At 69.4% G+C, this 14299-nt stretch carries 13 protein-coding genes; 8 read left to right on the plus strand and 5 right to left on the minus strand.

The genetic code is table 11. The annotated features are described in order from the left end of the window. Positions 1-84 precede the first annotated feature (84 nt). From ABZ345_RS01045 to ABZ345_RS01080, 8 genes are all read left to right on the plus strand, one after another. Positions 85-2052 carry a hypothetical protein gene (locus ABZ345_RS01045; RefSeq protein ID WP_359841605.1) on the plus strand — a complete coding sequence of 656 codons (1968 nt, stop codon included), beginning with the start codon at positions 85-87 and terminating at the stop codon, positions 2050-2052. A gap of 115 nt (positions 2053-2167) precedes the next feature. Beyond that, a complete protein-coding gene (locus ABZ345_RS01050; RefSeq protein WP_359841607.1) occupies positions 2168-4048 on the plus strand; it encodes a phosphatase PAP2 family protein in 1881 nt (626 codons plus the stop codon). A gap of 151 nt (positions 4049-4199) precedes the next feature. Beyond that, a complete protein-coding gene (locus ABZ345_RS01055; RefSeq protein ID WP_359841609.1) occupies positions 4200-5123 on the plus strand; it encodes a sugar ABC transporter permease in 924 nt (307 codons plus the stop codon). Further along, positions 5113-5946 carry a carbohydrate ABC transporter permease gene (locus ABZ345_RS01060; protein ID WP_359841611.1) on the plus strand — a complete coding sequence of 278 codons (834 nt, stop codon included), beginning with the start codon at positions 5113-5115 and terminating at the stop codon, positions 5944-5946. Before ABZ345_RS01055 ends, ABZ345_RS01060 begins: the two co-directional genes overlap by 11 nt. 15 nt (positions 5947-5961) lie before the next feature. Further along, positions 5962-7263, plus strand: a complete 1302-nt coding sequence (locus ABZ345_RS01065; RefSeq protein ID WP_359841612.1) for an ABC transporter substrate-binding protein — start codon at positions 5962-5964, stop codon at positions 7261-7263. Then, positions 7260-8342: a Gfo/Idh/MocA family oxidoreductase gene (locus ABZ345_RS01070; protein WP_359841614.1), complete on the plus strand. Its 1083-nt coding sequence runs from the start codon at positions 7260-7262 to the stop codon at positions 8340-8342. The genes ABZ345_RS01065 and ABZ345_RS01070 overlap by 4 nt, the downstream gene beginning before the upstream one ends. Then, positions 8324-9217, plus strand: a complete 894-nt coding sequence (locus tag ABZ345_RS01075; protein WP_359841616.1) for a PmoA family protein — start codon at positions 8324-8326, stop codon at positions 9215-9217. Before ABZ345_RS01070 ends, ABZ345_RS01075 begins: the two co-directional genes overlap by 19 nt. After that, positions 9211-9921, plus strand: a complete 711-nt coding sequence (locus ABZ345_RS01080) for a cupin domain-containing protein (RefSeq protein WP_359841618.1) — start codon at positions 9211-9213, stop codon at positions 9919-9921. Before ABZ345_RS01075 ends, ABZ345_RS01080 begins: the two co-directional genes overlap by 7 nt. Here ABZ345_RS01080 and ABZ345_RS01085 read toward each other — a convergent pair. The 5 genes from ABZ345_RS01085 to ABZ345_RS01105 are packed head-to-tail and all read right to left on the minus strand — an operon-like array spanning position 9918 to position 14299. Further along, entirely contained in the window at positions 9918-10235 is a 318-nt protein-coding gene (locus ABZ345_RS01085) for a hypothetical protein (protein ID WP_359841620.1), read from the minus strand. The genes ABZ345_RS01080 and ABZ345_RS01085 overlap by 4 nt on opposite strands. After that, on the minus strand, positions 10232-10750 hold the full coding sequence (locus tag ABZ345_RS01090) for a sigma-70 family RNA polymerase sigma factor (protein WP_359842230.1): 519 nt from the start codon (positions 10748-10750) through the stop codon (positions 10232-10234). The genes ABZ345_RS01085 and ABZ345_RS01090 overlap by 4 nt, the downstream gene beginning before the upstream one ends. 9 nt (positions 10751-10759) lie before the next feature. Then, positions 10760-11533, minus strand: coding sequence for an enoyl-CoA hydratase-related protein (locus ABZ345_RS01095; protein ID WP_359841622.1), 774 nt, complete (start codon positions 11531-11533; stop codon positions 10760-10762). 10 nt (positions 11534-11543) lie between these two features. Further along, entirely contained in the window at positions 11544-12770 is a 1227-nt protein-coding gene (locus tag ABZ345_RS01100; RefSeq protein WP_359841624.1) for a hypothetical protein, read from the minus strand. Beyond that, complete coding sequence (locus ABZ345_RS01105) at positions 12767-14299, minus strand: amino acid adenylation domain-containing protein (RefSeq protein ID WP_359841626.1); 1533 nt, start codon at positions 14297-14299, stop codon at positions 12767-12769. The genes ABZ345_RS01100 and ABZ345_RS01105 overlap by 4 nt, the downstream gene beginning before the upstream one ends.

Raw genomic sequence — 14299 nt, forward strand, 5'->3', positions numbered from 1 at the left:
AGAACGCAGGGGAGGAGACGCACTCCGGCCACGCACGCCCACCACCGCTGACGATCTTGGGCGAGCGCCCCGCGAGGAGTACCGATGACCGCCGCCGCGGTGTATCTGCCGAGCCAGCACGCGAGCATGCACGACCTGCCTGACGACGACGAAGAGCTGCGGATGGTCCTCGCCAGAGCGGTGTCCGCACTGCTCGCCCGTCAGCGTCCCGACGGCAACCTCGAAGACGTCGCAGCCGACGACGACATCGGTGACATGGCGCTCGGCGCGGTGTCGTTGCTGTGCCTCGCCTCGCATCGCGGTGACCGCCGTGATCCCGATTTCGCCGACGCGATCCGCCGCGGGCTGGACTTCGTGCTGGCCGAACGGGTGTTCCGCACCGACAACCCCGGCGAGCCGTTCCTGCACATGCGCGACACCGGCCTGCCATACGCCCGTTACGTGCTCGAAGAAGGCGAACATCCCTTCGGCGACTGGCCGAGTACGGTGTGGGCGTTGCTGCACGCGGTGAACGTGCTGGAGTTCGGCCGAGAGGTGATCACCGGCGAGCAGTGGACCGCGCTCGCCGAGGTGGCGACGGGCTTCTGGCGCTGGCTCACCGAAGCGAGCATGTTCAACCCGCAGCAGACCGCGAACCAGGCGATCGGTGCCGTCGTGGCCGGTTTGACGCTCGGGCGTCTGTTGTCCGAAAAGTCCATCGTGGACGTCGCGATGTTCCTCTACCACAGCGAGATCAGGACCAAACGAGTCGTCGACCGCGAGCTGCGGCTGCCCGTCGAGCACGGTGCCGGGCACGACCAGAACTACCTGCCGATCTCGCTCACGTTCCTGGCGAGGGCCTACCAGGTGAGCGGCGAGCAGTGCTTCCTCGACGACGGCGACGAGATCGCCAGGCACCTCGAGACGCGCCTGTCGGCGCGCGGCTTCGACTACGGCGGGCCCCGCTACAGCGAGCAGCACTGCGGCTGCGAGGGCATGCTCGGGCTGCGGTTCTTCAGCGGCCGCGTTCAGGCCGAGCTCGGCCGCTACCTCGGCGACCGGCGGGTCGCCTACTACTGCGCCGGCACACCCGGCCTGCCGAGCGGGCACTTCGCCTTCGCCACCGTGTGGTTCTTCCTCGACGACCACCGGTGGTACCGCGGGCCGGACGGAAGTCCCGTGCACACGCGCTACTCCCTGCGGCACGGGAAGGTGTCGGTGTCCCTCACCGGCGCGCTGACCCCGTACCTGATCGACGCCGGCGGGACCGCCGTGATCGAGTCCATCGTGGACCACCAGCACGGCATCGGGCCGCTGGTGCGCTACGCCGACGGCCGCAGGACGCTGCTCACCCGCCCGCTCGGTCCCGTGCGCGTGCGCGACGCGGCCGTGGACGGGCTGGGCGCCAAGCTGGTGACGAAGGCCGTGGTGACCTGGAGCCAGGTCATGCTCCCCGTGCAGCAGCTCTACGTCACCGACGGCGAACGCCTCTTCCTGATCGCGGTGCTCGACCGCTCCGCGCTGCCCGTGAGCGCGGAGGTGACGTTCCTCGCCGGACTCCCTTACGCGACCGCGGAAGGCTCGCGGCAACGTCGCGTCCGGACGGTCAGCGAGCCGGGCGGGGATCCGTTCGACCTCGGCGACGCCTGGCGAGCTCTGGACACCAAGGGAACGCTGCTCGCGGGCGGACTCGCGGTGAGCGCGGCCGCGGGCCTGCGCGTGGAGAACCCCCCGGACGGCCCCGCGTACTTCAACAACGAGCGGACCGCCGGCATGACGCAGGAGCAGCTGTCGTTCTGGCTCGGCGACGACCCCAGGGGCTACGGCGACCCGGACGCGGGCTGGCGTCGCGTCGTCGCGACCAACCACGTGCTGGCCGATCCGATCGCCGACGCACCTCACGGGCGAGCCGTGTTCGTCCTCTGCTACGGGCCACAGCCGGTCGCGCTGGACGTGGTGGCCGACGAGGTCCCGGACGGCGTGCGGGTGCGCACCCCGTTCTTCACGGCGGTGGCCGGGCATCCGGCGGGTGACGTGGGCGGCGAGCCCGTCCTGCGCATCGCCGCACCGTGAACTGTTAACGCTCACATCACCCCAACTTCGAGTACGGTCCGGTCTCGTTGCGTATTGTGCACCAAAATCCCCGAGCCGCCACAGGTGTCCTTGAAGGACCATTGGGAGCGCTAACATGACCACGACCGCCGACGGGTTCGATCGCAGAGCCCTGCTGCGTCGTTCGGCGATGCTGTCCGCGGGCCTGCTGCTCGGCCCGTCCGCACTGGACCGGGCTCTCGAAGCGAGCGCCGCCGAGCTGCCCACGGGTGCGGCCCCGTTCGTCGACTCCTACCGCACGAACGTGCCGGCCAACCAGACGCCGGCGACCAACGCCGCGGTCCGCGCCCTGTCCGGGATGCAGGACCTCTGGCGCACCGGCGGCAGCTGGAACACCGGAGTCGTGCTCGACCGGAACGTGCTCAGGGCCAACGTCCGCCACGTCGCGCGGATCACCAGGGCGCGGACCGCCGACCAGGCCAAGCGAGCGTTCATCGTGGACCGTCAGCACCAGAGCTACAGCGCGATCGGCGGGCTCGGCCCGCTGGCCGACCTGTACAAGGCCGGAGCCAAGGCCATCACGGGCATCACGTCCGCGCCCGACGGCACGCCGCCGTCCACTGTGGACGACAAGCTGCCACCGGACGCCCCGGCGGGTTCGGCGCTCGGCGCGGGGTCGCCCGACTCGGCGCTGGGGCAGGTCGTGCTCCTGGTCAACACGGTGCGCGGGACCTTCGCCTCCGGCAACCCGTCGAAGTACGCCTACCAGTACCCGCGGCCGTGGCGGATGACCCTGGACAGCACGGTGGTCCCGACCGGCGAAACCGACCAGTTCGGCTTCCCGGTGTACCGCTCCGAGGTCGTGGTGGCCCCGCAGCTGCTGCGCCAGCGCAACCTCAGCCCCGTGGACGACGGGGGCTACCCGAGCGGCCACACCAACGCGTTGCACCTGGCCTGCCTGGCGCTGGCCTACGCGATCCCCGAACGGTTCCAGGAGCTCGTGACCAGGGCGTTCGACACCGCCGACACCAGGATCGTGGCGGGCATGCACTCGCCGGTGGACGTCATCGGCGGCCGGATCCTGGCGACCGCGCTGGCCGCCGCGACGCTGGCCGACCCGCAGAACGCCACGCTCAAGGCCGCCGCGCGGGCGCAGGCGAGCGAGTACTTCCGCCAGCACACCGGCGCCGACCTGTTCGAGTTCGCGCACTCGGCGGGCATCCCCACCGACCCGTACGCCGACCGAGAGGCCAACGCCCGGCTGGTGGAACCGCTGCTGACCTACGGGCTGCCCAGGATCGGCCGCCGCGTCGAGATGACCGTGCCGAAGGGCGCGGAAGTGCTGCTGGAAACCCGCCTGCCCTACCTCAGCGCGAACCAGCGGCGCGAGGTCCTGCGCACGACCGCGCTCCCGTCCGGGCACGCGCTGCTCGACGGTCCCGAGCAGTGGGGCCGGCTCAACCTCTTCGCCGCGGCCGACGGTTTCGGCGCGTTCGACGCGGACGTGCGCGTCGACATGGACGGCAACCGCGGCGGCTTCCACGCCGCCGACACCTGGCACAACGCGATCGGCGGCCGCGGCGGCCTGGTCAAGCGGGGCACCGGCACGCTGACGCTGGCCGGCACCAACACCTACACCGGCAGCACGCGCGTCGAAGGCGGCACGCTCGTCGCCACCTCGTCGTCCGCGCTGGGCAAGGGCGACATCGACCTCCGTTCGGGCACGCTGCGGCTCGAGACCGCCGTCCGGGTGCGGGGCTACCGGCAGGCTGCTGGAACCACCCTCGCGGTGACGGTGCGGCGGGGCTCCTGCGCCGTGCTGAGCGCCGCGCACCCGATCAGGCTGGCGGGCACGCTGGAGATCTCGCTGGAGGACGTGCACGTCGGCGCCGTGGTGCCGGTGCTCGCCGCACCTGGCCTGATCGGCAAGTTCGACCACATCACGGTGACCGGTGGCGGGCACCGGGTGCAGGCCCGCTACAGCCCTGCCGGGCTTTCCGTGCGGGTCGTGGCTTAGTCCACAAAGGACTTCTTGAACGGCGTTGTCGAACGGCGACGTCTCCGTTCGACAACGCCGTTCGACGCTGTTCGACACCCTTGCTTGACGCTCGTGAAGCCCCCGATGCAGACTCCGGAAAGCGTTTTCCAGCCGACGGGGTCAGGAGTTCATGAGCGCGTTAGACGAACTGCGTCAGCTCCGCCGCGGCGGCGTCCAGGTGCGCAAGCGCGACAACAAAGCCGCGTTCTGGTTTCTCGCGCCCTGGTTCGCCGGCCTGGTCTTCATCACGGTCGGTCCGGTGCTGGCGTCGTTCGGGCTGGGCTTCACGAAGTACAACCTGATCCAGCCGCCGAAGTTCATCGGGTTCGCCAACTTCGCCCGCATCCTCAGCGACGAGCGGCTGCACAACGCTCTGGGCGTCACGTTCACCTACGTGCTGGTGTCCGTGCCGCTCCAGCTCGCGTGCGCGCTCGGCGTCGCGCTGCTGCTCGACCGCGGCATGCGCGGTCTCGCGTTCTACCGATCGGCGTTCTACCTGCCCTCGCTGCTCGGGTCGAGCGTGGCGATCGCGGTGCTGTGGACCCAGGTGTTCGGCGCCGAGGGACTGCTGAACCGCGTGCTGGGCTTCGTCGGCATCGAGGGCAGGGGCTGGATCTCCGACCCGGACACCGCGCTGTCGACGCTCATCGTGCTGAACGTCTGGACGTTCGGCTCACCGATGATCATCTTCCTGGCCGGGTTGCGGCAGATCCCGGCCGTCTACTACGAGGCGGCCTCGATCGACGGGGCGAGCAGGTGGTCGCAGTTCTGGCGGATCACCCTGCCGCTGCTGTCGCCGATCCTGTTCTTCAACCTGGTGCTGCAGATCATCCACGCGTTCCAGTCGTTCACGCAGGCGTTCGTCGTCTCCGGGGGCACGGGCGGACCGTCCGACTCGACCATGTTCTACACGCTTTACCTGTACCAGCAGGGTTTCAGCCGGTTCGACATGGGGTACGCGTCCGCGCTGGCGTGGTTCCTGCTGCTGATCATCGCGGCGTTCACCGCGATCAACTTCTGGGCGGCGAAGTACTGGGTGTTCTATGACGACTGATCGGCTCTCGTCACTGGCGAAGCACGCCGGGCTGATCCTCATCGGGTTCGTGATGCTGTACCCGGTGCTGTGGATGGTCGTGAGCTCGCTGCGTCCCGGCGACGAGATCTTCCGCAGCCCCGGCCTGATCCTCGACAGCCTGCACGCCGAGAACTACACCGAGGGCTGGTACGCGCTCAGCCCCTCGTTCGGCACGTACCTGCTCAACTCGGCGATCCTGGTGCTGGGCTGCATCGTCGGCAACCTGGTGTCGTGCTCGATGGCCGCCTACGCCTTCGCGCGCCTGCACTTCAGCGGCAAGCGCTGGTGGTTCGGCATCATGCTCGGCACGATCATGCTGCCGGTCCACGTGATCATCGTGCCGCAGTACGTGCTGTTCTCGCAGATCGGCTGGGTGAACACGTTCCTGCCGCTGATCGTGCCGAAGATCCTCGCCACGGACGCGTTCTTCGTGTTCCTGATGGTGCAGTTCATCCGCGGCCTGCCCAGGGAGCTGGACGAGGCGGCGCGCATCGACGGCTGCGGCCACCCGCGGATCTTCGCGCAGATCGTGCTGCCGCTGATGAAGCCCGCGCTCGCCACCACGACGATCTTCACGTTCATCTGGACGTGGAACGACTTCTTCACCCAGCTGATCTACCTGACGGACCCGGACATGTACACGGTGCCCGTCGCCCTGCGCTCGTTCGTCGACTCGACGGTCGCCACGTCCTGGGGCTCGCAGTTCGCGATGAGCGTCGTGTCGATCATCCCGATCTTCCTCGCCTTCCTCATCGGCCAGCGGTACCTCGTCAAGGGGATCGCCACGACCGGTGGCAAGTAGCCGAAAGGAGCGGACATGTCTGTTCGCCGCCGCACCGCGTTAACGGTTCTGGTGTCGCTCACCGCGTCGCTGCTCGCCGCCTGCGGCTCCGGTTCCGACGCCGGCGGTGACCTCACGGCGGAACCGGTGACGCTGCGGTTCACCTGGTGGGGCGCGGACGACCGGCACAAGCGGACCCAGCAGGTCATCGAGATGTTCCAGAAGAAGCACCCGAACATCACCGTCAAAGGTGAGTTCAAGGAGTGGAACGGCTACTGGGACAGCCTCGCCACGACGATGGCGGCCAACGACGCGCCGGACATCATGCAGATGGACGAGCTGTACATCGCCTCCTACGCCGAGCGCGGCGCGTTGCTGGACCTGAACGAGGCCAAGAAGCACCTGGACACGGCGAACTTCGACCAGAAGGCGCTCGCCACCGGCGCGGTCGACGGCAAGCAGTACGGCCTCCCGGTCGGCCTGGGCATGTACTCGATCATGGTCAACACCGACCTGCTGGCGAAGTACAACATTCCGCTGCCCGACGACACGAAGTGGTCGTGGGACGACCTGAAGACGATCGGCGACCAGGTGTCGAAGGCGAGCGGCGGTCAGGTGTTCGGAGTGCAGTCGCCGGGCATCAACGACACCGCCGGACTGAGCATCCGGGCGCGGCAGCAGGGCAAGTCGCTCTTCGACGCCGCCGGCAAGGTCGTCCTGCCGCCCGAGATCGCGACGCAGTACTGGCAGTACATCTCCGACCTCGCGAAGTCCGGGGTCGCGGCACCGCCGTCGGTGACCGTGGAGAAGGCCTCCGCCGGGCTGAACCAGTCCGCGACCGCGACGAACACCGCGGCGTTCGGGCTGTGGTGGAACACGCAGCTCACCGCGCTGACCGCCGCGAGCGGTGCCAAGCTGAAGCTGCTGCGGCTGCCTGGTGAGTCGCAGGGCAAACCCGGCGCGTACTACAAGCCGTCGATGTTCTGGTCGGTGTCGTCGCGGTCCAAGCACCCGGCGGAGGCGGCGGCGTTCATCAGCTTCCTCGCCAACGACGAGGAGGCGGCGAAGATCCTGCTGACCGAACGCGGCGTGCCCGCCAACCAGAAGATCCGCGAGGCGATCGCGGGCCAGCTCAAGGAAACTGACAAGGCGGCGAAGGAGTACCTCGACACCGTGCCCGTCAGCGACCCGCCCAGGATCACCCCGAACGGTGCCAGCACCCTCGACGCGATCCTCAAACGGCACACCGAGGACGTCCTGTTCGGCCGGACCACACCCGAGGCGGCGGCCACGTCGTTCATCAAGGAAGTCCAGTCCGAAGTGGACGCGGCGAAGTGAGGCGCGCGGCCATCGTCGGCACGGGTGCGATCGCCACCTCCCACGCCGAGGCCTTGCGGGCGGAGGGAGAGCGCATCGAGCTGGTCGCCGTGGTGGACGTCGACGAGCAGCGCGCCGCGGAGTTCGCGAAGGAGTGGGGTGTGCCGCGCGTGTACCCCAGGCTGGCGACGTTGCTCGACGTGGAAGACGTCGACGTCGTGCACATCTGCACTCCGCCGCGTGCCCACGTGCCGTTGGCGCTCGAATGCCTCGCCGCGAACGTGAACGTGCTCGTGGAGAAGCCGCCCGCGCTGTCGTTGAGCGAGATCGACACGCTGATCGCGGCGGAACGCGCGTCGACCGGCCGGGTCGCGACGGTGTTCCAGCACCGCTTCGGCCCCGCCGCGATCCGGTTGCGGCGCATGGTCTCGCAGGGCGTGTTCGGCAGGTCGCTGGTGGCGAAGTGCGACACGCTGTGGTACCGCGACGACGCCTACTTCGACGTGCCGTGGAGGGGTTCGTGGGACAGCGAGGGCGGTGGCCCGACGATGGGTCACGGCATCCACCAGTTCGACCTGCTGCTGTCGGTGCTGGGACCGTGGCAGGAGATCCGCGGGCTCGCCGCGCGGCAGGCACGGCACGTCGCGACCGAGGACGTGTCGATGGCGCTGGTGACGTTCGCCGACGGCACGGTCGCCTCGGTGGTCAACTCGCTGCTCTCGCCGCGCGAAACCTCCGAACTGCGGTTCGACTTCGAGCGTGCCACGGTGGAGGTCGAGCACCTCTACGGCTACACCGACGCGCACTGGACGGTGACTCCCGCGCCCGGTCAGGACGAGGTGGTGGACCTGTGGCGGGAGGAGCGGTCCGAGGTGGCGAGCGGCCACGGCTGTCAGCTGGCGGCGTTCCTCGACGCGTTGGACAGCCGTGAGACGCCACCGGTGACGCTGGCGGACACGCGCGACACCATGGAGTTCATCGCGGCGCTGTACGCCTCGGCGTTCACCGGCACAGCGGTGAAGGCAGGAGAGCTCGGCCCGGACAGCCCGTTCTACGCGACGATGGAAGGAATCGGTGCCCCATGGGCGAACGCCCGGTGATCACTCGGCAGGACGACGAGGTGCTCGTCGTGTCGGTGGGCGACGTCGAGCTCTTCACCTACGTGCACCGGCCGTCGACACTGGCGTTCGAAGGACCGAAGCCCTACCTGCACCCCGTGCGGACGCTGGCCGGCGACGTGGTGACGGCGTTCCGGCCGCACGACCACCGGTGGCACAAGGGCGTGCAGATGACCGCCACCGACGTGTCGGGCGAGAACTTCTGGGGCGGCGTCACGTACGTGCGCGACCAGGGGTACGTGGCGCTGCCGAACGTCGGGAGCATGCGGCACGAGGACTTCACCGTCGCCTCCGCTGGCGGGGAGGTGCGGATCGACGAGCTGCTGTCGTGGTTCACCGAGGCGGGGCAGCACTGGGTGCACGAGATGCGCCAGTTCACCGTGCGCGACGTCGAGGAGTCGGCCTGGACGCTGGAGTTCTGCACCACGGTGACGAACCTGCGTTCGGAGCCGCTGGTCTTCGGCAGCCCGACGACCAACGGCCGTGAGCTCGCGGGCTACACCGGGTTCTTCTGGCGCGGCCCGCGCTCGTTCACCGAGGGCACGGTCATCGCGGCCGACGGCGGGTCCGGCCAGGAGATGATGGGCAAGGCCGCGCGGTGGCTCGCGTTCGTCGGCCACCACGACGAGGTGGACCGGTCGTCGACGCTGCTGTTCGTCGACCACCCGGACAACAAGGGCACGCATTGGTTCGTGCGCAGCACCCCGTTCGCGGCGGTCAACCCGTCGTTCGCCTTCCACGACACGGTGGAGCTGGCGCCCGGCGAGGCTTTGGTGTTGCGCTACCGGCTCGTCGTGGCCGACGGCGAGTGGGACCGCGATCAGCTGGAGTCCTATGTGGAGGCTCACCCGTGGTGACGCCGTTTCCCGGCGGGATCGGCATCTCCGGCCTGCGCGTGTACGACTGGCCGACGGTGGACGGCGTGTGCGGAGGGTCGCCGCACGTCCACCTCACCTGCGCGGAGTGCTACTACGTGATCGGCGGGCAGGGCAGCGTGCAGACGCTGACGCGCCGCGGGTTCGCCTCGACGCCGTTGCGCGAGGGCACGGTGGCCTGGTTCACGCCCGGCACGATCCACCGCCTGGTCAACGACGGTGACCTGCGGATCATCGTCGTGATGCAGAACAGCGGCCTGCCCGAGGCGGGCGACGCGGTGTTCACGTTCCCCTACGCCGTGCTGGCCGACGCGGCCTCCTATGCCGCGCAAGCCGTCGCCACCGACGAACCGTCGGCTCGGCGACGCCGCGACCTCGCTCTCGAGGGGTTCCTGGAGCTGCGGAGCCGCGTCGAGGCGGGCGAGGACGCGTTGGACGACTTCTACCGCTCCGCCGTGCGGCTGAAGCAAGGTGTTCTCGACGACTGGGAGAAGCGGTGGCGGGCCGGTGCGCTGGCGTCGGCCGAACGCACCGGTGAGCACCTGGACCGGTTGCGGGACGGCGACATCGGGCACCTGGGCGACGCCGACATCCACGTGATGAGCGCGGAGGGGCCGCAGCGGTTGGGCATGTGCGGCCGGCTCGACGTGCACGACCCGTCTGACGGGAAGTCGCCGCACGACTAAGGACAGAGGCAGAACGCGAACACCGCCCCGATCACGGCCGCGACCAGGAATGTCGTCGCCGTGATGAGCAGACGGTGTCTTCGCGCCGCCCTCGCCAGCCTGGGAAGCACGGTGGCGGGGAGTGCGGGGCCGAGCGAGTCCACCGCCCACTCGGCGGGCACGCGGGAAAGCAGGCCCGCCGTGCCCGCCAGCCTGCCCACCTCGTGTTCGCAGGGAACGCATACAGCGAGGTGGCGTTCGTAGGCCTGCCGGTCGCCAGAAGACAGCGACCCCAGCACGTAGGCCACGTCCCACTCGCGGAACGGGCAAGTCACCGCCCGGTCACCCCGTTCTCCTCCAACGCGAGCCGCAGGGCGCGCAGGCCGTAGTGCAGGCGCGACTTCACCGTTCCCGGTGGCACGTCCAGCACTTCGGCGAGCTCGGCGATCGACTCGCCGCGGTAGTAGGCCCGCACGATCACCACCCTGTGCTCGGGTTTGAGCTGGGACAACGCGTCGGCGATCAGCCAGGCGTCCAGCGTTTTGTCGACGTGGTCGGTGCGGTCAGACTCCGAACGTTCCGGCAGGCTGGCCGAGCCGATCTCCCAGCGGGCGCGGGCGCTGCGGGCCTCGTCGATGGCGAAGTTCCGCGCCACCGCGTAGAGCCACGCCTTGGAGGCCTTGGTGCCCTGTTCGAGGATGTCCGGGTTGCGCCAGGCCCGCAGCAACGCCTCCTGCACGACGTCCTCAGCGAGCTCCTTGTCGCCGGTGAGGCGCAGGGCGTACCGCCAGAGTGCCTCGGCATGGCCGTCGTGCAGGGCGCGTAAGAGGGTGCTGTGGTCGTCGTTGATGGCGTACCCCTAGGTTCGGAACTCGGGCGTGCGCTTGGCCAGGAACGCGGCTGTGCCCTCGCGCATGTCGGAGGTCGTGAACGCCTGCCGGAACGCTTCGAGCTCGACTCGCAGGCCGTCCGAGACGCTCAGGCCGTCCGCGGCGTTGATCACCGACTTGCAGGCCGAGACCGCGGCGGGGGAGTTGGCGGCGATGTCGGCGAGCACGAGCCGTGCCGCGGCGAACATCTCCTCGCGACTGTCGAACACCTCGTTGACCAGCCCGAGCCGGTGCGCTTCGGCGGCGTCGACGCGGCGCCCGGAGTAGATCATCTCGCGCGCCCTGGCCACGCCGACGCGGCGGAACAGCCGGACGCAGCCGCCGAAGCCCGGGATGAGCCCCAGCAGGACCTCTGGCTGCCCGAACACGGCTTTGCGGGTGGCGTAGACGAAATCGCACGCCATGGCCATCTCGCAACCGCCGCCGAGCGCGAAGCCGTCGACGCAGGCGATGACGGGCATCGGCAGCTGTTCGAGCAGCCGGGTCACCTCCTGGCCCAGCGCGCCGAACGTCTCGCCCTCCTCCGGCGACATCGCCGCCATCTCGCGGATGTCCGCTCCGGCGATGAACGCGGGGCCTTCCGAGCCCGTGAGCAGCACCGCGCGTGGGCCGGTGAGGTTCGTCAGGAGGTGACGCAGTTCGGTGAGCGTCTGCTGGGACAACGCGTTGCGCGCGGGCGGGCGGTGCACGGTGACCGTGAGGACGCCGTCGTGCTCGTCGAGTACGAGTGTCTGATAGTCCATTGTGGTCTCCTCACGAGTCCCAGATCGCGCCGTAGGCCGGAATTCCCCTGGCTTCCAGCTCCTCGACGATCTGCCAGGTGGTGGGTTTGTTCGAGATGCAGATGACCGCTTCCGCGTCGAAGCGCTTGCAGGCCTCGTACGCGAGCGCGACGAGGTCCGGTTTGCCCTGGCTCTCGGTGTCCCAGACGACGGCGTCGGGCTGCACGCCGAGGATCTCGCCGACCAGCGCGTCCCCGTAGGTGCGGCGGGGGTTGCGGGTCGACCACACCAGCACCGACGGAGTGTCCCCGGCCAGCAGGTGGGGCAGGCACGGTCCGATGCCGCTGCCGGTCGCGACCCACACCACCCTGGTGAAGAGCTTGTCGATGTTGCCGACACCGGCGGTCGGGATGCCCTTGACCCACACGTGACTCGGCTGGTCGGCGATGAACTTCGCCGTCCAGTCGCCCGAGCGGGAGATGGTGAGCCGGAAGCCGCTGCGTCCCGGCGCCGGGACGTTGGCGAAGGAATGCCACTCCAGCAACGGGTGGCGGCTCACCGTCGTCGACGAGCCCGCGAACGGGGTGACGCCGTGGTCGAACGATACGAGCGCGACGTGCGGTGACGGACTGACGATGTGCACTGGAACCCGCCGGAGCCTCAGCCAGGGCAACGCCACGCTGGCCACCACGAGGGCGAGGGGCCAGAGGAAGACGGGGTTCTGGATGGCGGACAGGATGGCGAAGAGCACGAGCACCGCCCACCCGCCGAAGCGGTGCGAGCGCTCGAACAGGTCGTGGTGCTTGGCGCGCAGGCGGGGGAGTGCGAGCACGATGAGAGCGCCGAGCAAGGCCATGATCGTCCAGGTCAGCGTCAGGATGAGCGGTGGTCCGGTGGTCGTGGCGGCGAGCACGAGGAACCAGGCGGTGGCGCAGATCGCGCCGCCGACGTGCAGTCCGCCGAAGTGGTAGACCTTGCCGAGCGTCCAGCGGATCTTCAACGGCCAGCGGGTGGGCGCGCTGGTGGCGAGCCGGAAGAGCAGGTTGATCACGAGTTGCTGGCGGATGAGGGCGGCCAGGGTGAGGTTGGCGACGACCAACCCGGTCAACCTGTCGGAATCCAGCGAGCCCGCGAAACCGAGGTTGACCAGCACGACCAAGGCGACGAGCCGGTTGTGGTGGGTGAACGGCCTGCGCCGCAGGATCGTGCGCCAGGAGCGGTCGGCCGGCGGCAGCTGGACAGCGTGAACTGAGGTCATGCCACGGTTTCCTTCTGTCCGTCCAAACGCGACAACAACGCTCGCCGGTCGACCTTGCCGCGATCGGTGGTCGGCAGCGTGTCGACCGGCACGATCAACGTCGGCACGCAGTAGTACGGCAGCTTCGCCGCCACGGCTCTCCTGGCCTGTTCCGGCACCGCGCTGGCCGGGCTGATGAACCCGACGAGCTTGCCGTCGTGCAGCAAGGTCGTGGCCCGGCTGCAGTCGACCGCACCTTCCAGCGCCGACGTCACCGCGTCCAGCTCGACCCGAAACCCGCGCACCTTGACCTGGTCGTCGGTGCGGCCGTGGTGCTCCAGTTGCCCATCACGCGTCCACCGCCCGAGGTCGCGGGTGCGGAACATCAGGTGATCACCGCCCAGGAACGGGTCGGGCCGGTAGCGTTCGGCCGTCAGCTCGGGATCGCCGAGGTAGCCCGCGGTCACGCACTCGCCGCCCGCCCACATCTCGCCGACCTCGCCGATCCGGCACGGCCGCAGGTGCTCGTCGAGCACGTACACGGTCGTGTTCGGCACGGGCCTGCCGATGGTCAGCGGGCCACCGCGTTCGTAACGCTGAATCGTGTTGACGATGGTGACCTCGGTGGGTCCGCACGCGTTGTGGAAGACGGCCTGGCGTGCCCAGACGTCGGCCAGCGACTGCGGGCATCTCTCGCCGGCGACCGCGACGGTGCGAACACTGTGGCACACGCCGGGATCGAGCGACGCCAGCACGCTGGGTGTGGCGATGACGACGTCCACCGTGCTGGCCGTCTGCTCGATGTCGTTGCCGCGGATGACGAGCGTGCCGCCGTGCGCCAGTGTGCCGAGGATCTCCCACAGCGCCATGTCGAACGCGATGTTCAGCAGCTGCGACACCCTGGTTCCCGGTGTGACGCCGAGACATCCGGGCGCGGTCAGCAGGACGTTGCACAGGTTGGCGTGCGAGACCTGCACACCGTTGGGACGTCCGGTGGTGCCGGAGGTGAAGATGACGGCGGCGATGTCCGAGCTCGCGGCCGGGGTGCGGCAGAACGACGCGGCGTCGGGCACCTGGTCGATCGCGATGATCGTGCCGAGGCCGGCGGGCAGCGAGGCCTGGTGCTCACCGGTGGTGAGCACGAAGTCGATGCGGGCGGTGCGGACAATGTGTCGCAAGTGGACCGTCGGCGCGATGCGCACGTCCTGTGGCACATAGGCCGCGCCCGCCTTGAGCACGCCCAGGATGCCGACGACCATCGAGATGGATCGGGTGAGGAACAGTCCCACCCGATCGCCGGGCCGCACACCCGCGCGGACCAGGTGCTCGGCCAGCAGTTCAGCCTTGCGGTTCAGCTCGGCGTAGGTCAGCGACTCGCCGAGGTGTTCCACGGCGGTGAGGTGCGGATGTCGTGCGGCCTGTTCGCCGACCGCGTGGTGGATGTGGTGGAACGGCGGGGTCCGGGTCGGCCCGGCGCCGAACGACTGGAACAACGCGCGATCCAGCGGTGGCAGGTCGCGCAGGGGTGACTCGTGGAACACGGCTTTCAC

The sequence above is a fragment of the Lentzea sp. NPDC005914 genome, from assembly GCF_040629405.1.
Lineage (GTDB): Bacteria > Actinomycetota > Actinomycetes > Mycobacteriales > Pseudonocardiaceae > Lentzea.